This window comes from Vibrio sp. M250220 (assembly GCF_036533795.1).
In the GTDB taxonomy this organism is placed as follows: domain Bacteria; phylum Pseudomonadota; class Gammaproteobacteria; order Enterobacterales; family Vibrionaceae; genus Vibrio.
Genome location: NZ_JATABI010000034.1, coordinates 1 through 23,969 on the forward strand (window position 1 = coordinate 1; position 23,969 = coordinate 23,969).

Genomic DNA, 23,969 nt, shown 5'->3' on the forward strand with positions numbered 1-23,969 from the left:
GTCGCCACTTTCTTTTGCTGACCTTTGGGCATCCAATCTGCTCCAATTTTAGGGTTTAAGTGGATATCGACCTCATCTTCATAAAACACTGGATTGTCAGCATCGCAACACTCCAATGCCTTTTTGATTCTGGCGAGTTTTGCTTCTTTTTCTACAAACCAGTGATCTATATTTAGGAACAGTTATTTAGTTGTAAAAGTCAGATATCAAAATGGCATTGCTGTTATTGAGTGGGTTGGTACTCATGCTCAGTATGATAAGCAACGCTTTTTGGAGGGGAAGATGAGTCACATTAAATTAATCAAATCAGCACATGATCATGAGTCAGCATTGATGCGATTAATGTCATTAATGGACTTGGATCCGCAGCCAGGTTCAGCCGAATCTGATGAGATGGATGTATTGGCATTATTAATTGAAAAGTACGAAGAAGATCATTTTCCAATCAGTAAGCCCGATCCAATAGAAGCGATAAAATTTAGAATGGAGCAACAAGGTTTAAAAAATCGAGACCTTGTTCCTTTTATTGGGTCAGCTCCAAAAGTTTCCGAGATATTGAATGGAACACGTAGCCTCAGTTTGAACATGATCCGAAAGCTAAGCAGTGGGTTAGGTATATCAGCTGATGTTTTGATTCAATTGCCAGAGCAAAAGCACGCAATTCAAAGAGAAGTAGATTGGCAAGCCTTCCCGATAGCTGAAATGCGAAAGCGTGGCTACTTTGATAGTTTCAGTGGGCCATTGCAAGAGTTAAAGGAATATGCAGCTGAGGCTTTGTCTGACTTTATCGGTTCCGTAAAATCAGGTTTTCATCTTCAACCTGCCTTATTGAGAGCATCTTCTCACCTTCGTACAAATGATAAGGAAACAGATCCTTATGCTCTGTGGGCGTGGCAAGTATCGGGCAGCTAGGGTGTGCTTGTTTAACGCGCGGTAACTGATAGGTCAGCCAGCGGGTTAAACGTTCGGCTGCATTATCGCACTGGCTCAATGCTGGGTAGAGGGTAAACGCGCCATGCCCAACGAGTAAATCGACCACCTGCTTTATCCATTCTCTATCCCAATCGTTGCCACTTGCCCATAACACGTCACTTATCACCTTTTGGTTCTTCATGCCGTTTATTTTCAGTGGTCGGATGCAGACTCGGTGGTGAAATAGATGAAAGAAATGGCCATCAAACTAACCAGTCAAAACGGTTTTTTTGATGACCTGTGCGTGGCTAATTGTTTGATATACATAGTCCAATACGGCGCTGTTTGGCGGCATTTGGCTAGTGCAAAAAAATCGAGACGCCAAACGATCGTTTGCATTCTGGGTTTAAAAAATCAAACGGTTTGTACTTTGGAGTCGAGGTTGGTTTAGAGTGCAAAAAGTGCTAAATCTTGCTTTGTGCCAGAACCGGCAAGGCCTACTGGCTTTGGATTTCAATCGAGACGCCAAACAGTAAATGGGCTAATTTCCCTGTTTGGCTTCTCGATCCAAAAGCCAAACGGATAGTGGTTTTGGCGTAAGGGGGTAAAGGCATGGGGAAGTGTGTGGCGACTGTTTAAACTCATGAAATGGCAAATGACGCACAGGGGGGAGATTGCATCAATTGACCAAAGTGGGTAATAGGGGTGGTTGAATCGTCTTAAAGCGAGGTATTTTGTAAACTAGCCACTCTAATTACTACCCCATTGTCCCATCTGTCCACAGCAAGTGAGTACGCGCCTTAATGGTTATATATAATTACATATCAAAATGCACTTTATGATATATAATAAATAATCGACCTTGTGTTCATTGGATCAGGGTGATATGTTTTTGCATATAATTAATCTTCAGTGATGCATTAAGGTATATCGAAATGAGCTATGTAACAGAGCAGATACTACAAAGCCTTCGAGAAGCTCGGGTACGTAAGGGGTTTAGCCAAAGAGAGCTGAGCGCACGTTCCGGTGTGCCTCAAAGCCATATATCGAAAATCGAGTCTGGCGGCGTTGATTTAAGAATGTCCAGTTTGATTGCACTTGCCCGTGTACTCGACCTAGAGTTATTTGTCGCACCAAAAAAATCGGTACCTGCCATTAAGTCGATCATTCGAAGCAGCCAAGGGAGCATCGACGAAGGTGAGGCAATGCTGCCCGCATATCAGTTAGAGGAAGACGACGATGACTAACCATGTCTCTACGCTCAACGTGTTGCTCTATGGCGAACCCATCGCAACTATTACCAACGTGGGAAATGACAGAACCCTTTTTGCTTTTATGGATTCGTACATTAATGACGAATCGCGGCCTGTGTTGGGGCTGGGTTTTAAAGATGCTCTGGGTGGCTTGCTGACTAACTTTAAACCGATCCAGACCAAGTTAACCCCGTTTTTCTCTAACCTTTTGCCTGAAGAAACCATGCGTAATTACCTAGCAGAGCTTGCCGGTGTGAACCCTGCGCGGGAGTTTTTTCTATTGTGGGTGCTAGGGCAGGATTTAGCAGGCGCGATCACGGTTGAACCGGCCGATGGTGAAGCGCTGCCGCCTAATGTGCATCAAGACATTGAAGATGAAACGAAAATTGAAGCGCCAATGCGCTTTTCATTGGCGGGTGTGCAGTTGAAGTTTTCAGCCGTGCAACAGGCAAACGGCGGTTTGACCATTCCAGCAACCGGTAAAGGTGGCTCTTGGATTGTGAAATTGCCGTCGTCTCGATTTGACGCTGTGCCAGAAAATGAATATTCGATGATGGAGCTGGCTCGAATGTTGGGAATGGATGTGCCAGAAACGCAGCTATTACCGATTAACCAGATAGCTAACATCCCAGAAGGGATTGGCAAGTTTGGCCTCTCTTTTAAAAATGCTCAGGCTTTTGTGATCAAGCGTTTTGACCGTGCAGGTGGTCAAGCCGTGCACATTGAGGACTTTGCGCAAGTGTTTGGTGTCTACCCTCAAGATAAGTACAAAAAAGCCAGTATGCGTAATATTGCTCAGGTTATCGGCATCGAAGGCCAAGACAAGGACATCGCAGAATTTACTCGCAGATTGGTATTCAATAGCCTAATTGGTAATGCGGATATGCATTTGAAGAATTGGTCTGTGATTTACAAAGACAAGCGCACTGCATCGATAGCACCTGCTTATGACTTTGTCTCGACCATCCCTTATATCCCCGATGATAGTGCGTCGCTGAAGGTTAGCCGTAGCAAGAAATTCAGTGATTTCACGCTGGATGAGTTATCACACTTAGCCGCTAAAGCCATGTTGCCAGAAAAATTGGTGTTAGATACCGCCAAGCAAACCGTGGCAGGATTCTACGAAATTTGGGCGAAAGAAAAAGCGCATTTACCGCTTACCAAGTCGATGATTGAAGCAATCGAAACACACTTGCGAAGTATACCGCTACGTTAACATGAGAACCGATGCGTACAAAAATGCAGAGGCGTCGGCCATAGTGGCTTGAAGATTATGTTTAGTGACTTATTTTGTCAATCAAAGCCCTGATTGCCCCATTCCTTGGGGCGGTTCAAATCCCTCTTATTCACCTTCTAAAGCTTGTGGTATCAAGTGTTGCCCCATTGTCCCAACTGCCCACAGTAAGTGAGCAAATGGGTGGCTAGTTAGTTTCGCCTGTATGGCTTTTTTGGCATACGGCTGCGTTTGCCATCGAAGAACGCCAATACTCTGAACCAATAGAGGGATTCTTCATAACCTAGGCTATACGTTGGGCGTGCAGGCGGGATGAGTCCTAGTTTACGTCCTAGGCTGACAATCACGTAGAACGTAAGTTTTAGCGTCAGCCACGGGGCGAGAACCACCAATGTCGTCAGGCAATATCGGGTAAGTGTGTAGCCTACGCCATGAGATTTCTCGAGTAAGGCAATGCCAATACACCAGCCAAGGCCTGCCAGCATGGCTATTGGAAAGGTAATGGGGGCGAGTCGCATCATCAGTTGCATGTTAACGCCCTCCTGTGTGGTGTTGTGAAGCGGGCTCAAAGTTCACCAGCGGTTCGATCACATCAGCCACGGTTTCAATATCAGGTAACTCGATTTTCTGTTTTTCTAGAAGAGGATCTATGCCGTCGCGTACTTCTTTTCGAAAATAAGCGGCGGCAATTCGTGCGTCTGCCAACGACATCAAAGGAAATTGCCCCAAGGTTGCTTCTCGTCGTCCTTTGGCTGTGGTGTAGCGGATCATCCAATAAGGCGAGCCCTGTTTGCGGACGCAAAAGTATAGCCCTTCACCATATGAATATTTTTTGGGTCGGCTTTGCTGAAATAATGGAGGGGGCGCTTATTGAGCCAAAATGAGGGGGCTGCCCACCACTAAACAGGTAGTTGGTAACGGACATCTGCAAACCGATTTGGACGGGAAAATAAAAAAGCCCTGTATTTACAATCAAATAACAGGGCTTTTAAGACATGCTTGGACGGGTAGCTTGCTACCCAAGAATCTATTCGATGTTTTGGATCTGCTCGCGCATCTGCTCGATAAGCACTTTAAGTTCTACGCCTGATGCGGTGATGTCAGTGCTGATAGATTTAGAGGCCAGTGTGTTCGACTCACGGTTAAACTCTTGCATCATAAAGTCTAAACGACGGCCACAAGCGCCGCCTTTTTTGAGGATATTAGTCGCTTCTTTGACGTGTGAATCGAGGCGGTCAAGTTCTTCTGCCACGTCAGATTTTTGCGCCAGTAAGATCAGCTCTTGCTCTACGCGTGATGAATCTAGCTCAATTTTTGCTTCTTCAAACTTAGAGAACAGACGTTCACGTTGCCATTCTAAAATTTCAGGCATGCGAGCGCGTACTTTGACCACTTCTTCTGTGATAGCATCTAAGCGCTGAACAATCAGGTCTTTCATGTTTTCGCCTTCGCGACCACGAGCCTCAATAAACTCGTCTACAGCCCGATCAAATCCAGCGAGTAGGTCTTTGTTTACCGCGTCCATATCTTGTTCAGATGTTTCCATCACACCTGGCCAGTTCATAATCTGGAAAGGGTTAAGGCGGCTATCTTCACCGGTCATTTTCATCACTTGGTTAGCAGCGTCGATTACTTGCTTTGCCAAGCTTTCATTGATGCTCAGTTCGCCTTTTGCTGAAGGGTTTGCTTCAAAGCGTAAAGCACACTCTACTTTGCCGCGCGCCAAGCGCTTACGGAAGCGTTCACGCAGTACTGGTTCTAAGCCACGGAACTGTTCTGGCAGGCGGAAGTAGGTTTCCAAGTAGCGTTGGTTAACACTGCGGATTTCCCATACGGCTGTACCCCAATCGCCTTTCACTTCTTGGCGTGCGTAGGCTGTCATACTATAGATCATCGAATTTTCCTGTTTAATCATCTTTGAAAATAACGCGAGGCAATAGTAACACAGTTCCGAGCTTCGAGCTTCGAGCTTCGAGCTATCTGGAATCTAAAGCAGCTTGTGCGGAAGTTAGATTCTGAATTGCGATTGTGCTTCCTTCAGGGTGACGCAAGTGAAAGTGGTGTTATCCTTCTCGCCACTCGCCACTCGCCACTCGCCACTCGGTATGCTATCATCCTGCCCCAACCTAAAACGTCTCCCCCTTCATATAAGGTAGATGCCCATGCGTCCAAACGATCGCAAGGCGGATCAAGTTCGCCCAATCAAAATTACTCGTAACTACACAGCTTATGCAGAAGGTTCTGTATTGGTTGAATTCGGCAATACAAAAGTACTTTGTAATGCGACCGTTGAAGAGAACGTTCCACGCTGGCTAAAAGGTCAGGGTAAAGGCTGGGTAACGGCTGAATACGGCATGTTGCCACGCTCAACGCACTCACGTATGCGTCGTGAAGCCACAAGTGGCAAGCAAGGTGGTCGTACGATGGAAATCCAACGTCTGATTGCACGTAGCTTGCGTGCCGTTGTTGATCTAGAGGCGATGGGTGAAATCATGGTAACGGTTGACTGTGACGTTATTCAGGCTGATGGCGGTACCCGTACTGCGTCTATCTCTGGTGCGAGCGTAGCGATGGCAGATGCATTCCAACACTTAGTTGAGAAGGGCAAGCTCAAAGCGAATCCAATGAAAGGCCACGTAGCAGCGGTTTCTGTTGGCATCTTAGGTGAGAATATCCTTTGTGACCTTGAGTACACCGAAGATTCAGCAGCAGACACAGATATGAATGTGGTTATGACCGAAGATGGTCGCATGATCGAAGTTCAAGGCACCGCAGAGGGCGAACCGTTCACCCATGCAGAGCTGATGAAATTGCTCGAGTCGGCAACCAAAGGTATTACCGAGATCGTAGCGGCGCAGAAGGCGGCGTTAGAAAATTGATTTAGATAGTCTGAGTTATCTTTTCTAGAGACTAGGAACTAGAAACTAATAAACGGAGAAAGTAATGAAAGCATACCAGCGTGAATTTATTGAGTTTGCATTAGAAAAGGAAGTACTGAAGTTTGGTGAGTTTACTCTGAAGTCCGGTCGTAAGAGCCCTTACTTTTTTAACGCTGGTCTTTTCAATACTGGTCGTGACTTAGCGCGTCTGGGTCGTTTCTACGCAGCAGCACTAGCAGATTCTGGCATTGAGTTCGATGTACTATTTGGCCCTGCGTATAAAGGTATCCCGATTGCGACAACGACAGCAGTCGCGCTAGCGGATCACCACGATCTAGATACGCCTTACTGCTTCAACCGTAAAGAAGCAAAAGATCACGGTGAAGGTGGCAACCTAGTCGGTAGTGCACTAGAAGGCCGTATCATGTTAGTTGACGATGTCATTACCGCTGGTACTGCAATTCGTGAGTCAATGGAAATCATTCAGGCAAATGGTGCAGACCTTGCGGGTGTTCTTGTGGCTATTGACCGTCAAGAAAAAGGTAAGGGTGAGCTTTCTGCGATTCAGGAAGTGGAGCGTGACTTTGGTTGTGCAATTATCTCTATCGTTAGCCTAACGGACTTAGTGACATTTCTAGAAGAGAAAGGTACCGATGCAGAGCACCTTGAAGCAGTGAAAGCGTACCGAGCTGAGTATGGGATTTAGAGACTGAGTCTCGAGAACGCTGCGCTCCGAGATCGGGCTACGCCCTGCGAGATTCTAGAACTGACTTCGTCCACCGAGAGGTTTGAGCTGGTAGAACGGTGAAAGAAACTTTAGTGCAAAGGTGTTGGCAGGACTTGTTCCCTCGAAGAGATAATAATCCAGCTCTCGCCTCCATAGCGTAGCTAAACAAAAAGGGTTGACGTTTGTGCGTCAACCCTTAAATATTTTAACTCGCAACTCTATTTATATCGAATCCCTCTTTCGACACTTTCATCTGCCATGGTCTTATAGCGCTTGTGTAACCACATCCACTGTTCTGGTGCGCGCATAATAATCTCTTCAACAAATTTATTCATGTAGGCTGCGGCGGCAACTTCATTTTTTTTCGGGTAATCAGCCGAAATATCACGATCAGCGATGATCTCGTATTTACCGTCAGCATTGCGGAAACCTGAACCTGGCACGATGGCACATTTACTTGTGTAAGCAATAATGCTCGTTCCTGTGGTTGTGCACGCCTCTTCTACAGCAAAGAAAGGAACAAATACCGATTTGTTATGACCATAGTCTTGGTCTGGTAAATAGAACAATCGGTGCCCATCGCGCAGTACTCGAATCATCTGTTTGATATCACGACGGTATATCAATTGGTTACCATTATGGCTGCGACCACGGTACTGAATAAATTCATAGGCTGGATTACTGTGTGGACGGTAAACCCCATAACCTTGTAGACCAAGTACACCAAAAGCGCGTGCGGTAATTTCAAGGTTGAGAGCATGAACACAGCAAAGTAGAGCCCCTTTACCTTCTTTATCGAGTCGTTTTAGCTCTTCGATATCTTTAGCAACAAGAATGCGTTTAAAGCGCCACGTAGGCCAGAACCAAGTGATACCCGTTTCAATCAGCGCCATACCCGTGTTCTTAAAGTTCTCTGTCACCATGTTGTCGATCTCTGACTCTGATAGGTCAGGGAAAGAGAGTTCCAGATTGCGTTTGGCGATATGAACACGTGACTTACCGACTCGCATGCCAAGTTGTCCAATACCACGTCCTATGCGAAATAGCACAGAATATGGGAGGATATTAACGATTAGGGCCAGTAATCCAAAGCCAAACCAAACCCCCCAGTATTTAGGGTGCATTAAGGCAATAGAAAACTTAGGTTTTTCGACGGTGGTTCTGTTACTCATAATTATTACTTTATTTGTGCGCTCAGTAGCGCCCAGTATTCCTCAAAATTAGCGGTTGGCTGATATTTAAAGTCACTGCGAACAAATCGGTTCAAGCTTCCCTCAACTTGTCCCAATAGCTGGGCCGCCAATACTTTTTCATCCACTGGAAAGGCTTTTCCTTCGCGCAGCATACGCTCACGCAGAATTTGACGAAGTGAGGTTTCGATGCGTTCAAACAGCTGGTTGATTCGATCACGCAGGCGCTCATTTTCAAACATCAGAGCGTGGCCTGATAAAATTCGGCTCAGACCTGGGTTGCGCTCAGCAAAGGCCAAGATTAATTGTAATACTAGGCGAATTCGCGTCAGAGTGTCTTTCTCTTCATCGAGAATTCGGTTAATACGTGACATTAAAGACTCTTCGATAAACTCGATTAAGCCTTCAAACATTCGCGCTTTACTTGGAAAGTGACGATATAGCGCAGCTTCTGAAACGCCAACTTGTTTAGCGAGTTTTGCGGTTGTAATGCGTGAAGCACCTTCATTTGACTCCAGCATTTCGGCTAATGCTTGCAAAATTTCATCTCGGCGGTTGGTTTTTCGTGTTCCGGCCATGAAGCTTTCCTTATTTTGTTACCATTCTGAATAAAAAAGGGTTTGAATCTCTTTGTGCTCAAACCTGACAACCCCTTGTTCTGCGGTATTTCCATCTCTAGAGATGAATGCGCTTTAAGCGTCGAGTTTCTCCGCGATTGTCATCATTATTTGATGTGCTATCTGTTGTTTTGATGCAAGAGTAAGTGACTGCTTACCATCTTTCCAGTATACGGTGATTGCATTGTTGTTGCTATTAAAGCCTTGACCTTCAACTGAGACATCATTGGCACAAATGAGGTCTAAATTCTTTTTGACCAATTTCCCACGAGCATAGCTTTCAACATCTTGAGTCTCAGCAGCGAAGCCAACAGTAAAGGGTCTATTTTCAGTCAGAGCGGCAACGGAGGCGATGATGTCCGGGTTTTTGATCATACTAATGGTCATTTGATCGCTATCATCGGTTTTCTTTATTTTTTGCTCTGCGATGGTTGCTGGACGGTAATCGGCCACCGCTGCGCATCCGATGAATACGCTGTGATTAGGTGCATTTTCCATAACGGCGTCATACATGCTTTGCGCGCTATCGACGTCAATACGTTCAACACCTGCAGGGGTTGCCAGTGAAACAGGGCCAGCAATTAGGGTGACCTTTGCACCCAGCGCGTGTGCCGCTTGTGCGAGCGCAAAGCCCATTTTCCCTGAGCTGTGGTTTGAAATATATCGGACAGGGTCGATTGCTTCACGTGTTGGGCCTGCGGTGATAACCACTGATTGACCCTTTAATGGTTTTTCAGCGAAGAATTGCTCACAGAGTCCGACGAGTTGCATTGGTTCAAGCATGCGGCCAGGGCCGACATCTCCACAAGCTTGTTCACCCGCAGCCGGGCCCCAGATGTGCATGCCACGACGTTCTAGCGTTGCAATGTTCTCTTGAGTGGCGATATTTCGGTACATCTGTTGGTTCATTGCCGGTGAAACCGCGATCGGAGAGTCTGTCGCTAACACCAAAGTCGTTAACAGGTCGTTACCCATACCCGCACTCATGCGAGCAATTAAATCTGCGGTTGCTGGAGCCAGTAGAACTAAGTCTGCCCATTTAGCAAGCTCTATGTGACCCATTGACGCTTCAGCCGCAGGGTCTAACAGGCTATCTGATACCGGTCTGCCGGAGACTGCCTGCATAGTAAGTGGGGTAATAAACTCTTTGGCTGCATTTGTCATAACAACCTGAACTTGTGCACCACGTTCAATCAATCGACGTGTAAGTTCGGCACATTTATAAGCAGCAATGCCACCACTAATACCTAAAAGGATCTTTTTACCTGCGAGTGTTTGCATGATGATCTTCCTTAAAATTTCTGCCCGTAAGATAACACGGCTAACAATTGCGTGCCTAGAGTCGCTATCTGAGTTATTGAATTTGGAAGTGGAGCAAAACATCTCCTACTTAATTGACTAGGGTGTTGCTCAAGAATGTCTGAAGTGTCGCGGTTAGAGTATTTCATTGCGTGCTCAGAGTGCCTTTTGAGTGATACTAGCCTAGCTTGGTTGATAACTATGATGAGAACACAATGAAATCCATACCGAAATCGTCGATGCCACGTGAAAAGCTATTGTCACACGGACCACAAGCACTGACGGATGCTGAGTTATTAGCGATTTTTCTTCGAACGGGTACGCAAGGAATGAATGTGCTGGCTTTATCTGATCACTTGATCGGCGAGTTTGGTTCATTACGTCGGCTTTTTTCTGCGGAACTGAAGCAGTTTTGTCACTATAAAGGCTTAGGCGTTGCCAAATATGTTCAACTGCAAGCCGTGTTGGAAATGACTCAACGTTATTTGTCTGAGTCCTTGCAGCGAGGCGATGCTTTAACCAGTCCACAGCAGACGAAACTTTACTTATCTGGTCTACTAAGAGATAAGCAGAGAGAAGAATTCTACGTATTATTTTTAGACAATCAGCATCGAGTGATACATGGTGAGTCATTATTTCAAGGTACGATCGATAGCGCATCAGTTTATCCGAGAGAGGTGGTAAAACGCGCATTAGAACTTAATTCAGCGGCACTTATTCTCGCGCACAATCACCCATCAGGCATTGCAGAGCCTAGCCAAAGCGATAGAAGAATTACCTGCCGAATCAGTGATGCGCTGGCGCTGGTGGACATTCGAGTGCTTGACCATTTTGTTATCGGAGACGGTGAGATAGTGTCTTTCGCGGAACGAGGGTGGATATAATTTAGTTTCGAGTTTCGAGTTTCGAGTTTCGAGTTTCGAGTTTCGAGTTTCGAGTTTCGAGAGAGGCTAGTGGATCGATTAGAGAAGTAGATAAGACGATTTCGGGGTTGATTAGCAGCAAATCTGCAACTGTTAAGTAGCTGAAATCTTTCTATGAACGAGCTTCCAGAACCTCGAAACGGCTATTTTCTGTGATTTTGTTTAAGTTTTGGTTGTGGGAACGTCGATTTCTGCTACAATCGCCCGACATTTTTTAGCACATAAATCAGCTCTGCCTAAAAAAGATCAGGAAAACCTGTAAAAAGGATCTGTTCGGGTCTTGAGCAATGCTACGCAAGTTAGTATAATGCGCGACCTTTGATAGCCTTGTATGGGTTTCCATAGCGGTATAAGACCTCAAACTTCTAACTTTAGAAACTGAGAGGTTCGGCCACCAAGGTTGATATCGAGCTGAAACGATTTTGGAGAAGACATTCATGTCACGAGTATGCCAAGTAACTGGTAAGCGTCCAGTAACGGGTAACAACCGTTCACACGCACGCAATGCTACTAAGCGTCGTTTTCTGCCGAACCTACAAACTCATCGTTTCTGGGTAGAGAGCGAAAAACGTTTTGTTAAACTACGTCTATCTGCTAAAGGTATGCGTATCATCGACAAGAAAGGCATCGATGCTGTTCTTGTTGATATCCGTGCAAACGGCGTAAACGTTTAAGAGGAAATAGACAATGGCAAAGAAAGGCGTACGTGAGAAAATCCGTCTAGTATCTTCTGCAGGTACTGGTCACTTCTACACGACTGATAAGAACAAACGTAATATGCCAGGCAAATTCGAGATCAAAAAATTTGATCCTGTAGTTCGCCAGCACGTTATGTACAAAGAAGCTAAAATCAAGTAATTGATTATTCTTTGAACTTCCTTCGGGAAGCGTGAATTAGAAACCCAATCATAGAAATATGGTTGGGTTTTTTATTGCTCTTTTTTCTGCTATTTTTTAACGAGTTAATAGCAGTGAAAAGACTGAATCATGCGAGTTTCCCCATCGCGCCGCAGGCGTTGGAACAACATCCTTATCTTGGGCATTATTGCGTTTATCGGCCTGCTGAATTTGCCGACATTGATCAAAACCTATTTGATTGATGATCCGGTGATGCAAAGCCAGCCCCCATATTTGTTCAATCCCAATGCTGAGTTGCAAGCATTACATTTCTCAAACTGGTCACTGGAAAAGAACCAAGGTCGTTGGCGCAGTACTATCCCCACGTCCATTGCTGAACAAGAACTTGCGCAGCGTTGGCAGAGTTTGGTGGGAACTGAAGTGACACAAGAGAACTTTGATAGTTTGAAGCCTCAGTTGACCTCCCCGAAATCCATTGAAGCTTGGTATTTGGATCAGGAAGAGCCGCAAAGGATCACGTATTATCAAACGCCTCAATTTTGGCTATTAAAAAACTGGCAGGATAAGTGGATCGCGATTTCAGTGCAAAGTGAGTATCTTGTTCCGAACGAGCTTTAATCACTTTGATTTGCTGTGTTCCCCGAGCAACAATCTAAAGAAACTCGAAACTCGAAACTCGAAACTCGAAACTCGAAACTCGAAACTCGAAACTAGGACCCATACATGCCTGAATTACCTGAAGTTGAAGTGAGCCGAATGGGGATATCCCCTCACTTAATCGGTGAGACGGTTGCCAAAATTACTTTTCGTACACCTAAGCTGCGTTGGGACATTCCAACAGAGCTTAAGCAAATGGAAGGGCAGGTGATTCGTAATATCTCTCGCCGAGCCAAATACTTACTAATTGAGACCGACATTGGTAGCGCGATAGTCCACCTAGGTATGTCGGGCTCTTTACGAGTTTTGGATGCAGAGATCGCTCCAGCAAAGCACGATCACGTTGATCTCAAACTGACTAACGGCAAGGTACTGCGTTACAACGATCCAAGGCGTTTTGGTGCCTGGCTATGGACCGAAGATGGGACTCATACTGCACTAGGTACTATGGGGCCAGAGCCACTTACTGATGATTTTAGCTGTGAATATATCGCTGAAAAAGCCAAAGGTAAGCGAGTCGCGGTGAAGCAATTTATTATGGATAACAAAGTGGTTGTCGGTGTGGGTAATATCTACGCCAATGAGTCTCTGTTTAGTTCACGAATCCACCCAACCCGACCTGCAGGAACGCTGACTAGCAAAGAGTGGGCTTTACTTGTCGACGAGATTAAACAGGTACTGGCTACCGCCATTAAGCAAGGCGGTACGACGCTGAAGGATTTTGCTCAAGCGGATGGTAAGCCCGGATATTTTGCTCAGGAGCTTCAGGTTTACGGTAAAGCTGGAGAGCCATGCCCAAGCTGTGGAGAACCACTTGAAGAGCTTAAAATCGGCCAACGCAATACGTTTTTTTGTGGTGGATGTCAGAAGTAGAAGGCATTTGAATGAATTATGAATTATCTTGCGAAAGCTTATTATGGTAAAGTGCTCGGCTGATGTATAGCCGACCTGACGTTCAAGGTATGAGTAAACGAGACAATTATGAGTAAACGAGACAATAAAGAAAAGTTTCTAGATTCCTTTTACTACCTTCCTCTGTTCTGGATTGCAACGGGGATGTTTTGGTTCTCTGGTGGTGATAAAACTCTAGTTGCTTTTGTTTTAGTCTCGGCAATTGTCTCGCTACTCAGAAATGGGCTAAGAACCATAATCGATAATTGGAATAATGGGTATTGGTTAAAGATAGTTTTTACGTACGCTACATATGTAGTTGTATCATATTATTATTATGACTTCGGCTCTAGAGAGTTAAGAGCCTCATTGGTTGCATTAGTCTATCTAGCAACTTTACCAAGAGCTTCTTTGTCTTTTCAAAGGTTTAAGTGGATTGTGTTGTTAGCTTCGATAAACTGTTTAGCAATTAGTACTTACTATCAGTTTATTGTTCCGACTGAGCGAATTCTTTGGCCAGTTAATGCAATTCCGTTTGCCACATTTTCAGCTTTAGTTGCTTTAGTTGCTTTAGGATGCACTCGCAGGGAGAAAAATACTATATGGAAAGTTGTGCTTTTTGTCTCTTTTTGTGCCGCAACGGTAGGAGCTATCTTGACCCAGACTCGAGGGATCATTGTTTCTTTGGCAGTAGTATTACCAATAGTTGCTATCTATATATGTATGTCATATCAAAGTATCAAGAAAAGATGGCTCGCGTTAATTGGTGTTGCATTATTTTTAAGTGGGTACGCTTCTGCCCCACTGCTTGAAAAACGAGTTACACAGACTTTTAATGAAATTGCCAATATCCAACGTGGAAATATGGAAACTTCAATTGGCCTCCGGTTATCGATGTACCAAAATGCTATTGATATATCTGCAGAAAAACCAGTTTTTGGTCATGGAAAGCAACTGCAGCCATATATTGATGGTTTACTAGATGATAAAAAAATCTCGAGACAAGTGCATCATTTTATGTCGATGAATTTTCATAGTGGTTACTTAGAGAAATTAGTTGTATCAGGAGTTATCGGATTAGCTTTAATGTTACTTGTATTACTCTACCCTTTAGTTCTGTCGATAAAAAATAGAAGCTGTGAATGGTCTGTTTGTGCTACAGGGGCGGTATCGCTTGTTTATATTTTGGCTAATATTACAGATACACCGTTTACGAATGGCCATAGCTTTGTTTCTTATTTGATTTTTATTGGTGTTGCTATATATATACCAAGTACGCCACGCTCTAGGGGAGAAACATGAAGCTTTTCTATTACTTCAAACATTTCGGATTAGAGCTGATACCTTCTTTCTTTTTTTTTCGATATAAGAAATCACTAGAGAGCAGGTATTCAGATAAAAAAGAAGATATTCAGATAAGGGTTAATTATTACTGTAAACTTGGTTCAGGCTTGATACCATCAAGCTTTAAGACTCCTATCGGGTCTTATAAGCGAAAAGGTTACACATCTTATTACTTCGATCTAAAAGAGTTCCTACACTACTTTCCTAAATCATATCGATTTAACTATTATTTTGGTGATGAAACTCATATAGAGCCAATTCCTACGCTCTTTAAAGCGAGACCAATTGAAGGCGACAATGCCAATTCAGTTTTGTTTAAACTTGATAAACGTAGACACTTTCGTTTTGTAGAAGATCGGCTTAACTTTTCTGATAAAAAGGATGCAGCAGTATTTCGAGGTGCGGTTACCCAACCACATCGAATTCGATTTATGCAGGAAATGTTTGACCACCCCTTAGTTGATGCTGGCCAGTCAAACTGCTCAGATGAACACCCTGAATGGCAAAAGCCATTTATGTCTGTTGAAGAGCAACTTCAATACAAATTCCTGATCTGTTTAGAAGGGAATGATGTTGCCTCCAACTTAAAGTGGGCGATGTCTTCAAATTCGGTTGTGGTTACTCCTAAAATGAAGTTTGAAACTTGGTTTATGGAAGGCACTCTTCAAGCAGGTGTGCATTATATTGAAGTGAAAGATGATTGGTCTGATTTTGAAGAAAAGATTCAATATTACATTGATAATCCACTAGATGCAGAGAAAATCGTCAAAAATGCTCATGATTATATCGCTCCATTTAAAGATGAGAAGCTAGAGCAATTAGTATGTATTAAGACATTAGAACGATACTTCGAGCTATCTGGGCAGTTAGAGAAAAAGTAAGTAATGGAAAAAATTCTAATCGTAGGCCCTTCTTGGGTTGGTGACATGGTCATGTCTCAGGGCCTGTATATTGAGCTCAAAAAACAGTATCCAGACGCACAGATTGATGTGCTAGCACCAGCATGGTGTAAAGCGATTCTAGAGAGAATGCCACAAGTTGATCAAGCACTAGAGATGCCGCTTGGTCATGGACAATTTGATCTCAAAACCCGTTATCAAATGGGTCAGCAATTAAGAAGTTTAAATTACACTCAAGCTTATGTATTGCCTAATTCCGCTAAGTCAGCTCTGATCCCATTTTTCGCTAAAATTCCTCAACGAGTTGGTTGGAAAGGAGAAATGCGCTTTGGCCTGCTCAATGATATTCGCACTAACAAAAAGTCGTTCCAGTACATGCTAGAGCGCTATGTTGCGTTAGCTCACTCGAAAACTGCGATGACAGGTAGTGGGTGTTTAGGTGAGTTGAAAGATTTGCCGTATCCAGCTTTAAGTTTGCAACCAGAAACTCAGCAAGCAACAATGAAGCAGTTTGAGCTTACTGAAGGGCGTCCGATTCTTGGCTTATGCCCAGGCGCTGAGTTTGGGCCAGCTAAGCGTTGGCCTGAGGGGCACTTTGCTCGTGTGGCTTCAGACATGATTAGTAAGGGTTACCAAGTCTGGCTATTCGGTTCAGCAAAGGATCGTGAAGTGACTTCTGCCATTATCGAACAGGTCGCGTCGGAGAATCAGCGATATTGTCATAACTTAGCCGGAAGCACTTCTTTGGTCCAAGCAGTAGACTTGATTGGTGCATGTAAAACGGTTGTAAGTAATGACTCAGGACTAATGCATGTAGCCGCTGCGGTGGGTTGTAACGTCGTTGCAGTATATGGTTCAAGCTCCCCGAAATACACCCCACCACTCACTGATAGGCTGGCTATTCTAAATACAGATATTGAATGTCGCCCTTGTTTTGAACGTACTTGCCCTAAACAGCACCTAAAATGCTTACAAGAACTTATGCCAGAGAAGGTTATTGAGGCAATTGCTAAACTCGATGCTTTGGTTGTAGGTTAATGGCTATATTAGTTCGCTTAGCTTATACCTTGTTACTAGCATGTGTTAGCCCCTTGCTGCTTTGGAGGCTTTATCGTTCAAAGCCTAATAAACCCAAGTTTGGGCAGCGATGGAAAGAGCATTTTGGCTTTACACCCAAACTAGATAATCAAAGAAAAGGTGTAATTTGGGTTCATGCTGTTTCTGTAGGGGAGGTTCTGGCGAGTAAGGGGCTAGTGAGCCGCTTAGCCGAGCAATACCCGGGTAAGCAGCTACTTGTTACTACGACAACCAGTACTGGCGCTGAGCAAGTCTCTAAATTGGGTAATCATGTTACTCATCGCTATATGCCAATAGACTTTTCTTGGTGTGTGCGTAAGTTTCTTAACGTTATTAAGCCTGAGGTAATGCTCATTATTGAAACAGAGCTATGGCCTAACACTATACATACTGTCGCTTCGTACAATGTACCTATGGTGCTTGTGAATGGGCGTCTATCTCAGAAGTCATTTTTGAACTATCGGAAGCTTAGCCTACTGATATCACCAATACTGCAGAAACTGTCGATAATAATGACTGTTCACGGTGATGATGCTGATCGCTTTCGACAATTAGGAATCAGTAGTAAAAAGGTTATTGATACTGGTTCGATCAAGTATGATGTGAAAGTTGATGAAGAGGCGTATCACCAAGGCCAAGCGCTAAAGCTTCAATTTGGTGATAACCACAAAGTCTTGGTTGCAGCAAGCACGCATCTCGGTGAAGACGAACAAGTCCTTTCTGCTTTTAAATCTGCAAAATTGGAACATCCAGAATTACTACTTGTACTGGTTCCACGTCACCCTGAGCGTTTTGACTCTGTGGCTGAACTTGTAGTAAATGAACAGTTATCTTTGGTGAGGCGAAATAGTGGCAGTTTAGATAGGTTACCTGAAGGCACAGATGTCTATTTGGGTGATACTATGGGGGAAATGATCAAGTTTTTTGCAGCCAGTGACCTTGTTTTTATGGGAGGTAGCCTTCTCGGAGATAAGGTTGGTGGGCATAACTTTATTGAGCCCGCAATGCTTTCTAAGCTGACTATTACTGGGCCAAGTTATTATAACTTTGCTGACCTCGCTCAGCAGCTTATCGCAGCAGACGCTCTAGAAGTCGTCGAGGATGAAGAGCAATTATCCAGCAAGGTTATTGAGTGCTTATCGTCACCTAAAAAGTTAGAGCAAGGTGGTAGGGCAGCTTTGTCAGTTGTAGAGCAAAACCAAGGTGCGCTTCAGCGTAGTGTCGATATTATCAACAGAGTTATAGAGAGTTCTAAGTGATCAAAACATTCATCATTCACGTCAGTAAAGGTTATGAAGAACGACGTAAGCATATTGATACTCATCTTCCTTCTCGAGGTATCAATGAGTATGAGTATATGCTTCGAGGTGATATTGATGATCTGAGTACTGATGTCATAAATGTTTTTTTTGGAAATGCCTTAACGCTTCCTGAAAAATCCTGCTTTTATAAGCATTATTTAGTGATGAAAAAAGTAGTAGAAGAATGCATACCTCAAGTTCTTGTTTTAGAAGATGATGCATTTTTAAGAAAGGATTTTTGTGAACAAGTTGAGTTAATCCAACATGAAATAGCATTTAATAATGAGAAAAATTATCTAATAAATATTGAAGAAGCTTCTAGTTTAGTCCCCTTCTCTATTCGAAATCGGAATCAAAAGCTATACCTGTCTGATATTAACAAACTGACTGGCGGGTTGATCTATGACTATGAATTTGCGAAAAATGTTATTGAGCATATGAGTAGTACTACTCAAAATCTACCCATAGATACTACATTGGGTCAATTACGTAGTGAATTAAGATACAACCTATTCTGGGTTCATCCGCCACTAGTTTGTCAGGGCAGTAAAAACGGCCAGTTTGATAGCGAACTCAGTGGACGAACGTCGGGACTAAAAACAAGGATTAGGGGCTTTTTCAAAGATTACTACAAAATGCATATATTGAGCAATTTGAGGTTAAGTCATCTAAAACATTTTAAGAACATTATAAAGTACTGATTTCCTTGTTATAACCGTTTATTAGAGTTTGCCAGTCTTCTTCTTGCCAGTATATATCAGCACTTTCTTTTCTGAAGGAGCGTAGTAGTCGGTGTAAGTTACCTGATTTCCATTTTCCCTGCTTTCTTATTACACATTTGTCAAAGTCGATGATCCATACGTGGTTTAGGTTATTGATTAAAATATTGCGAATGTTTAGATCTGTGTGATCTACGTTCGCATTATGCATCTTGGCTATTTCTTGTCCGATTTTTTTGTACGTATCTTTAGGTATAGGGCCTTCTTGAAGAAGAGTTGCGAGATCTTTTGCTTGCGAGATCTTTTCAGTCAATATGTCTGCTGAATAGGAAAAAGGGTTGCGCTTAATGATGTGCGCTGCAATCGGCGTCGGCACATTTACGCCAGCGTGCTTTAGGTGTAACAGTACATTGAATTCTTGGTAGGCTCGAGTTCTTGCCCAACCAGAAAATAGATAGTGATCTTTGACGAGTTTTCCAAATAATCCCCCTCGATGGTAGTGCCTAAGTGCTAACTCTAGACTACCGCTTTTTACAAACCATGTTGTTCCTCTGCCTTGCGCTGAACCAATGACAAGTCCGTGTTTTTTCCAAAACAAAGGTGAGAAATGTTCGTGGGTATATTGATCTGCTTTATCTTGCAGCACACGGCTATGTTCGTATTGGGTCTCTTTCAACATAATCAATCGCTTCTTTGGAGTTGCTTGTGGCATACTACTTAAAATTCTTACAGACCAAAAGCACTCTCTCAAATGAAATCAATAAAAGCGCCAAGGAAAATCTTGCTCGTACTAACTCGCTTTCTAGGAGACTGTTTACTAGCGACAGGAATGATTCGCTCGCTAAGAGACGCATATCCTCAAGCTATTATCGATGTCATGGTTACTCCTGCTGGACGATGGGCACTGGAAGGTAATCTAGATATCGATCAAGTAATTGTCGTTAATCAAAAAGTGACTCTGCTTGAAGGATTTAAATTGTTTAGGCGATACTATCGCCAGTATGACCTTGCAATAACGGATAAGCCAACTGGGAAATCAGAGTTTTATACGTTGCTATTTAGCAAACAAAGACGCTTTCGAGTTATCGAAGAGCGGATGAAGGGAACTTGGAGAGCTTCGAAGAGGTTGTTTGAACATTGTGTATTGGAAAATGAAAATCAAGAACACCGAGTTTTACGTAATCTGAATTTACTTAGTCCTCTAGGAATCTCGTTAAAGGGCTGTGTTGTTGCGCCAATTGATGACGCTCTTCCGGAATTACCTTTAGAATATATTGTCATGCATGTACCTGCATCGAATCAATTAAAGCAATGGCCAATTGAACATTGGGCTAAATTGCTACAGCGAATTATAGATAAAGGTGTGAATGTAGTTTTAACTGGCTCCCCTAGTGATAGAGATAAACATTTGTTAGCTGACTTATGTTCTTTAGTGGATACATCTGAACATATTATAAACTTGAGTGGTATGTTAACGGTCGCGCAAACATCAGGGCTAATAAGTAAAAGTCGAGGGTATATTGGTCTAGATAGTGGGATTTCTCATTTAGCTTCTGCACATAATATTCCTATAGTGGTATTAATTACCGTTGATCCTGCTAGTATGTGGGCTCCATGGCCGTACATGCATCAAATTAGATCAGGTGAGCTTTCTCCTTTTAATAACCTTGATACAGAGCAGACTGTAGGCAATGTCACTTTGCTCCTTTCAAGTAAATCTTGCTCACCATGCTCTATTCGTCACTGTGTGGATGACGATACTTCACTATCTCCATGTTTAAAGGATATAACTCCGCTCGATGTGTTTGAGGTCGTAGCAAGAAAGATACTGCTTTATAGAGGATAAAATGAAGGTTTCTTTGATAATTACTACATATAACTGGAAAGAGGCATTAGGTGCGGTTCTTGAAAGTGTCAAGCATCAAACCCAGCTTCCTTTTGAGGTTATTGTGGCTGATGATGGTTCAAGAAAAGATACCAAAGAACTTTTAGATTCAATAAAACCATTATTTCCAGTGCCGCTATTTCACAGTTGGCAAGAAGACCTTGGCTTTAGAGCCGCAGAGAGCCGAAACAAAGCTATTGCTAAGTCTCAAGGAGACTATGTGGTCATTATTGATGGAGATATTTACTTACCTCCGACATTTATTGAAGAGCATTGTAGATATGCAAGAGTGGGGCAATTTATTCAAGGGGGACGAGTGCAGCTAGACCCAGCTTGTTCATCTTCTTTGATTGACTCTGGAGTGGTCCCTACAATTTGGTCTAAGGGGTTGAAGAACCGTAAGAATATCATTTCAAACCGATTATTAGCCAACCTATTTTCTAGAGTATGGAATAGTGAATCTTCGACTCGAAGTTGCAATATGTCTTTTTGGCGTAAAGATATATTAAAAGTAAACGGCTTTAACAATGATTTTGTAGGGTGGGGAAGAGAAGACAGCGAGCTAGTTCATCGCTTATTGAATAGTGGTGTATCTCGTTTATACCTGAAGTTCGCTGGTGCGGGGCTTCACTTATATCATAAAGAGAACGCTAGAGCCTCTTTAGTTGAAAATGATCAAATATATCAAACAACAATAGATAGTAAATTAACTCGTTGTGAGCATGGTATTGACCAGTTTTTAGAGGATGGACCGTGTTAAACCCAAACTCTATATGTGTATTGAGGCTCTCTGCGATTGGCGACGTTTGCCATGCCCTCTCTGTCGTGCAGCAGATTCAACAACGTTATCCGAGTTGTAACATTACTTGGATAATGGGAAAAATTGAGGCGCAACTATTAGGCGACCTTGAAGGTGTTAACGTTGTTGTCTTCGATAAAAAGCGCGGTTTTAAAGGGATGAAAGAGGTATGGCAGCAGCTTAAAGGGCAGCGTTTTGATTACCTACTACATATGCAGGTCGCGCTGAGAGCAAGTCTTTTAACGCTTGGGATAAAAGCAAGAAAGCGAGTTGGATTTAGCTGGAGTAGAGCGAAAGAAGGTCAGTGGTTATTTACTAATGTGAAGCTGCCTGCAACGGATGCCACTCATGTCCTCGACAATTTCGCTCAGTTTGTCCTTTACTTGGGTTGCCCGGCCCAAGAACCAAAATGGAATATCCCTCTTGCCGAGAGCGATTATTCGGCACTGGCTCAACTTGGTGGTAAACCCTATATTGTGATTTGCCCAGCAGCCAGTAAAGATGAACGCAATTGGCTTCCTGAACGTTATGCGAGTATTGCCGATTATGCGGCGGGAAAAGGTTATCAAGTCGTGCTTTGTGGTGCCCCTACTGATAGAGAGCATAGCTTAGCTGATAGCATCATAGGTTTTGCAGAGACATCGATTCATAATCTCGTTGGGCAGACCAACCTAAAACAATTAACGGCGGTACTCTCAAAAGCAGAAGTGGTGATTGCCCCAGATTCAGGCCCAGCCCATATCGCGACGACGCAAGGCACACCTGTTATTGGTCTTTATGCTCATAGTAATCCTCGCCGAACAGGACCTTATAATAGTTTGCCGTATGTGGCCTCTGTTTATGATCAAGTTGCAGAAGCCCAATATGGTAAAGCTGTCTCTGATTTACCTTGGGGCGCGAGGGTAAAAGGAGCTGACTTAATGTCGAACATCTCTGTTGAGTTAGTCGAGCAGCAATTAGATAAAGTATTGACTGCACCGCAAACTGAAAAGTCAGCGGTGCAATAAGAAACGGAATATATAGGATAGTTATGCGTATCGCCATCTACCCAGGAACTTTCGATCCAGTGACCAATGGTCATTACGACTTAGTAAAACGAGCAGCGAGTATGTTCGATCACCTTGTTATTGGTGTTGCAGAAAGCCCGAGTAAGAATACTTTGTTCTCTCTTGAGGAGCGAGTAGCGCTGCTGAGAGAAACTTGCTCAGAACTCAATAATGTGTCAGTCGATGGTTTTAGTGGTTTGTTGGTTGATTTTGCAACAGAAAAGAAAGCGACAATATTGGTTCGCGGCTTGAGAACAACAATGGACTTTGAGTATGAGTTTGGTTTAACGACCATGTATCGCCGTCTTAAGCCAGAACTTGAAAGCTTGTTTCTAACACCTGCTGAAGAGTATGCGTTCCTTTCTTCTACTCTTGTTCGTGAAGTCGCGATTCATGGTGGTGAAGTAGAGCAATTTGTTCCCAAGTGCGTTCACCGTGCGATTACCAAAAAGTTAACGGCTAAATAGTAAAGAGAGTCCAATGAACATACTGATTTATACTCATGCGACTTTGCCTGTAGTGAATTATGGTGGCACTGAGCGTGTAATATGGGATCTTGTCTATGCTCTTCACCTGCAAGGTCATCAGGTGACGCTTCTTGCTGGTAAAGGAACGGTTTGTGATTGGGCTAGGGTAATAGAGTTCAACTCAAAGGTGCCACTTGAAAACCAAATCCCTAGTGATGTTGATGTCGTGCATTTTCATGGTGATTTTGAGCCTATCTCGCGCCCTTATGTGATTACTCAACATGGCAATTCAAACGGACCTATCGATCCAAATACAATTTTTGTTTCTTCACAGCACGCACGTAATCATGGAGCGCAAGCTTATGTGCACAACGGCCTGAACTGGGATAATTACCTCAAACCAGACCTAAACGCTGACCGAGAGCGCTTTCACTTTTTAGGCAAGGCGGCATGGCGAGTTAAGAATGTCCAAGGGGCGATTGATATCACCAAGCACGCTGGTGAGCAACTCGATGTTCTTGGTGGCCATCGCCTCAATTTTAAGATGGGCTTTCGCCTGACATTAGACCGTCATGTCCGTTTCTTAGGGATGGTGGATGATACGACAAAGTCGCAAGTGATGACCAAATCTAAGGGATTAATCTTTCCTGTGACTTGGCATGAACCTTTTGGGCTTGCCATTACAGAAAGCCTTTACTTTGGCTGCCCTGTGTTTGGCACTCCTTATGGTTCGCTTCCTGAACTTGTGAGTCGTGATGTTGGCTTTTTATCTAACAAACAATCAGAGCTTATTGAGGCTGTGGGTAGCTTTTCAAACTTTACTCCGACTATTTGCCATGAATATGCACGAGATTTGTTTAATGCGGATGGGATGGCGAAAGCGTATGTTGCTATGTATGAGAAGGCGGCTTTAGGCGAGGCGATTAATCCTCACTTAGGCAACATTATTACTGACTTTAAGCGTCTACCTTATATAAAGTAAGCCCACGCAT

Annotated in this window: 26 protein-coding genes and 3 pseudogenes; 20 read left to right on the forward strand and 9 right to left on the reverse strand. The window is 43.5% G+C overall.

What is annotated here, in order from left to right; all coding sequences use genetic code 11:
* A pseudogene (locus QTN94_RS12525) lies at window positions 1-149 on the reverse strand (IS630 family transposase); the annotation flags it as partial.
* Between the two features lie 19 nt (window positions 150-168).
* Between QTN94_RS12525 and QTN94_RS12530 the strand changes: the two are divergent.
* Window positions 169-912, forward strand: coding sequence for a hypothetical protein (locus QTN94_RS12530; protein ID WP_331427841.1), 744 nt, complete (start codon window positions 169-171; stop codon window positions 910-912).
* On the opposite strand, the pseudogene QTN94_RS12535 reads toward QTN94_RS12530, so the two are convergent.
* Window positions 899-1,087 (reverse strand): annotated as a pseudogene (locus tag QTN94_RS12535) (hypothetical protein); the annotation flags it as partial. The gene QTN94_RS12530 and the pseudogene QTN94_RS12535 sit on opposite strands and share 14 nt — an antisense overlap.
* Window positions 1,088-1,847: 760 nt before the next feature.
* On the opposite strand from QTN94_RS12535, the gene QTN94_RS12540 reads away from it, so the two are divergent.
* A complete protein-coding gene (locus QTN94_RS12540; protein ID WP_331427801.1) occupies window positions 1,848-2,159 on the forward strand; it encodes a helix-turn-helix domain-containing protein in 312 nt (103 codons plus the stop codon).
* Complete coding sequence (locus tag QTN94_RS12545; protein ID WP_331427802.1) at window positions 2,152-3,381, forward strand: type II toxin-antitoxin system HipA family toxin; 1,230 nt, start codon at window positions 2,152-2,154, stop codon at window positions 3,379-3,381. The genes QTN94_RS12540 and QTN94_RS12545 overlap by 8 nt, the downstream gene beginning before the upstream one ends.
* A 209-nt stretch (window positions 3,382-3,590) precedes the next feature.
* Here QTN94_RS12545 and QTN94_RS12550 read toward each other — a convergent pair whose 3' ends face one another.
* The 3 genes and pseudogenes from QTN94_RS12550 to QTN94_RS12560 all read right to left on the reverse strand — a co-directional run bounded on the left by QTN94_RS12550 (window position 3,591) and on the right by QTN94_RS12560 (window position 5,293).
* The gene (locus QTN94_RS12550) at window positions 3,591-3,929 is read right to left on the reverse strand and encodes a hypothetical protein (RefSeq protein ID WP_331427803.1); all 339 of its coding nucleotides are present in this window, start codon (window positions 3,927-3,929) and stop codon (window positions 3,591-3,593) included.
* Between the two features lies 1 nt (window position 3,930).
* Window positions 3,931-4,224: pseudogene (locus QTN94_RS12555) on the reverse strand (Arm DNA-binding domain-containing protein); the annotation flags it as partial.
* A 202-nt stretch (window positions 4,225-4,426) separates the two neighbouring features.
* Window positions 4,427-5,293 carry a YicC/YloC family endoribonuclease gene (locus QTN94_RS12560; protein ID WP_138972937.1) on the reverse strand — a complete coding sequence of 289 codons (867 nt, stop codon included), beginning with the start codon at window positions 5,291-5,293 and terminating at the stop codon, window positions 4,427-4,429.
* Between the two features lie 268 nt (window positions 5,294-5,561).
* Between QTN94_RS12560 and rph the strand changes: the two genes are divergently transcribed.
* Together rph and pyrE are read left to right on the forward strand one after the other, a co-directional pair.
* Window positions 5,562-6,278, forward strand: coding sequence for a ribonuclease PH (gene rph, locus QTN94_RS12565; protein ID WP_331416701.1), 717 nt, complete (start codon window positions 5,562-5,564; stop codon window positions 6,276-6,278).
* A 64-nt stretch (window positions 6,279-6,342) separates the two neighbouring features.
* Window positions 6,343-6,984, forward strand: a complete 642-nt coding sequence (gene pyrE / locus QTN94_RS12570; RefSeq protein WP_138972939.1) for an orotate phosphoribosyltransferase — start codon at window positions 6,343-6,345, stop codon at window positions 6,982-6,984.
* A gap of 239 nt (window positions 6,985-7,223) precedes the next feature.
* Here pyrE and QTN94_RS12575 read toward each other — a convergent pair whose 3' ends face one another.
* The 3 genes from QTN94_RS12575 to coaBC all read right to left on the reverse strand — a co-directional run bounded on the left by QTN94_RS12575 (window position 7,224) and on the right by coaBC (window position 10,093).
* Window positions 7,224-8,177 (reverse strand): Kdo(2)-lipid IV(A) acyltransferase, encoded by a 954-nt coding sequence (locus QTN94_RS12575; protein ID WP_331427804.1) that lies wholly within the window; start codon window positions 8,175-8,177, stop codon window positions 7,224-7,226.
* Window positions 8,178-8,182: 5 nt separating this feature from the next.
* A complete protein-coding gene (gene slmA, locus QTN94_RS12580) occupies window positions 8,183-8,773 on the reverse strand; it encodes a nucleoid occlusion factor SlmA (protein WP_138972942.1) in 591 nt (196 codons plus the stop codon).
* A gap of 114 nt (window positions 8,774-8,887) precedes the next feature.
* A complete protein-coding gene (gene coaBC / locus QTN94_RS12585; protein WP_331427805.1) occupies window positions 8,888-10,093 on the reverse strand; it encodes a bifunctional phosphopantothenoylcysteine decarboxylase/phosphopantothenate--cysteine ligase CoaBC in 1,206 nt (401 codons plus the stop codon).
* 233 nt (window positions 10,094-10,326) lie between these two features.
* On the opposite strand from coaBC, the gene radC reads away from it, so the two are divergent.
* From radC to QTN94_RS12635, 10 genes are all read left to right on the forward strand, one after another.
* Window positions 10,327-10,995: a RadC family protein gene (gene radC / locus QTN94_RS12590; RefSeq protein WP_138972944.1), complete on the forward strand. Its 669-nt coding sequence runs from the start codon at window positions 10,327-10,329 to the stop codon at window positions 10,993-10,995.
* Between the two features lie 476 nt (window positions 10,996-11,471).
* Window positions 11,472-11,708, forward strand: coding sequence for a 50S ribosomal protein L28 (gene rpmB / locus QTN94_RS12595; protein ID WP_004743834.1), 237 nt, complete (start codon window positions 11,472-11,474; stop codon window positions 11,706-11,708).
* Between the two features lie 13 nt (window positions 11,709-11,721).
* Complete coding sequence (gene rpmG / locus QTN94_RS12600) at window positions 11,722-11,892, forward strand: 50S ribosomal protein L33 (RefSeq protein ID WP_004410866.1); 171 nt, start codon at window positions 11,722-11,724, stop codon at window positions 11,890-11,892.
* A 129-nt stretch (window positions 11,893-12,021) separates the two neighbouring features.
* Window positions 12,022-12,510 carry a hypothetical protein gene (locus QTN94_RS12605; protein WP_331416705.1) on the forward strand — a complete coding sequence of 163 codons (489 nt, stop codon included), beginning with the start codon at window positions 12,022-12,024 and terminating at the stop codon, window positions 12,508-12,510.
* Between the two features lie 105 nt (window positions 12,511-12,615).
* Window positions 12,616-13,422 (forward strand): bifunctional DNA-formamidopyrimidine glycosylase/DNA-(apurinic or apyrimidinic site) lyase, encoded by an 807-nt coding sequence (gene mutM, locus QTN94_RS12610; protein ID WP_331427806.1) that lies wholly within the window; start codon window positions 12,616-12,618, stop codon window positions 13,420-13,422.
* 108 nt (window positions 13,423-13,530) lie between these two features.
* Window positions 13,531-14,742 (forward strand): O-antigen ligase family protein, encoded by a 1,212-nt coding sequence (locus tag QTN94_RS12615; protein WP_331427807.1) that lies wholly within the window; start codon window positions 13,531-13,533, stop codon window positions 14,740-14,742.
* The gene (locus QTN94_RS12620) at window positions 14,739-15,665 is read left to right on the forward strand and encodes a glycosyl transferase family 90 (protein ID WP_331427808.1); all 927 of its coding nucleotides are present in this window, start codon (window positions 14,739-14,741) and stop codon (window positions 15,663-15,665) included. The genes QTN94_RS12615 and QTN94_RS12620 overlap by 4 nt, the downstream gene beginning before the upstream one ends.
* Before the next feature lie 3 nt (window positions 15,666-15,668).
* On the forward strand, window positions 15,669-16,721 hold the full coding sequence (waaF, locus tag QTN94_RS12625; protein ID WP_331427809.1) for a lipopolysaccharide heptosyltransferase II: 1,053 nt from the start codon (window positions 15,669-15,671) through the stop codon (window positions 16,719-16,721).
* A complete protein-coding gene (gene waaA, locus QTN94_RS12630; protein ID WP_331427810.1) occupies window positions 16,721-18,019 on the forward strand; it encodes a lipid IV(A) 3-deoxy-D-manno-octulosonic acid transferase in 1,299 nt (432 codons plus the stop codon). Before waaF ends, waaA begins: the two co-directional genes overlap by 1 nt.
* On the forward strand, window positions 18,016-18,762 hold the full coding sequence (locus QTN94_RS12635) for a glycosyltransferase family 25 protein (RefSeq protein ID WP_331427811.1): 747 nt from the start codon (window positions 18,016-18,018) through the stop codon (window positions 18,760-18,762). The genes waaA and QTN94_RS12635 overlap by 4 nt, the downstream gene beginning before the upstream one ends.
* On the opposite strand, the gene QTN94_RS12640 is transcribed toward QTN94_RS12635, so the two are convergent.
* The gene (locus QTN94_RS12640) at window positions 18,749-19,492 is read right to left on the reverse strand and encodes a 3-deoxy-D-manno-octulosonic acid kinase (RefSeq protein ID WP_331427812.1); all 744 of its coding nucleotides are present in this window, start codon (window positions 19,490-19,492) and stop codon (window positions 18,749-18,751) included. The genes QTN94_RS12635 and QTN94_RS12640 overlap by 14 nt on opposite strands.
* Before the next feature lie 117 nt (window positions 19,493-19,609).
* Here QTN94_RS12640 and QTN94_RS12645 point away from each other — a divergent pair, with 117 nt between their 5' ends.
* From QTN94_RS12645 to QTN94_RS12665, 5 genes are read left to right on the forward strand one after another with little or no spacing between them, the layout of a single operon-like run.
* On the forward strand, window positions 19,610-20,626 hold the full coding sequence (locus QTN94_RS12645) for a glycosyltransferase family 9 protein (protein WP_331427813.1): 1,017 nt from the start codon (window positions 19,610-19,612) through the stop codon (window positions 20,624-20,626).
* A 1-nt stretch (window position 20,627) separates the two neighbouring features.
* Complete coding sequence (locus QTN94_RS12650; RefSeq protein ID WP_331427814.1) at window positions 20,628-21,425, forward strand: glycosyltransferase family 2 protein; 798 nt, start codon at window positions 20,628-20,630, stop codon at window positions 21,423-21,425.
* Window positions 21,419-22,471, forward strand: coding sequence for a glycosyltransferase family 9 protein (locus QTN94_RS12655; RefSeq protein WP_331427815.1), 1,053 nt, complete (start codon window positions 21,419-21,421; stop codon window positions 22,469-22,471). The genes QTN94_RS12650 and QTN94_RS12655 overlap by 7 nt, the downstream gene beginning before the upstream one ends.
* A gap of 23 nt (window positions 22,472-22,494) precedes the next feature.
* Window positions 22,495-22,977: a pantetheine-phosphate adenylyltransferase gene (gene coaD, locus QTN94_RS12660; protein WP_331427816.1), complete on the forward strand. Its 483-nt coding sequence runs from the start codon at window positions 22,495-22,497 to the stop codon at window positions 22,975-22,977.
* 13 nt (window positions 22,978-22,990) lie between these two features.
* Window positions 22,991-23,959 (forward strand): glycosyltransferase, encoded by a 969-nt coding sequence (locus tag QTN94_RS12665; protein WP_331427817.1) that lies wholly within the window; start codon window positions 22,991-22,993, stop codon window positions 23,957-23,959.
* Window positions 23,960-23,969 lie beyond the last annotated feature (10 nt).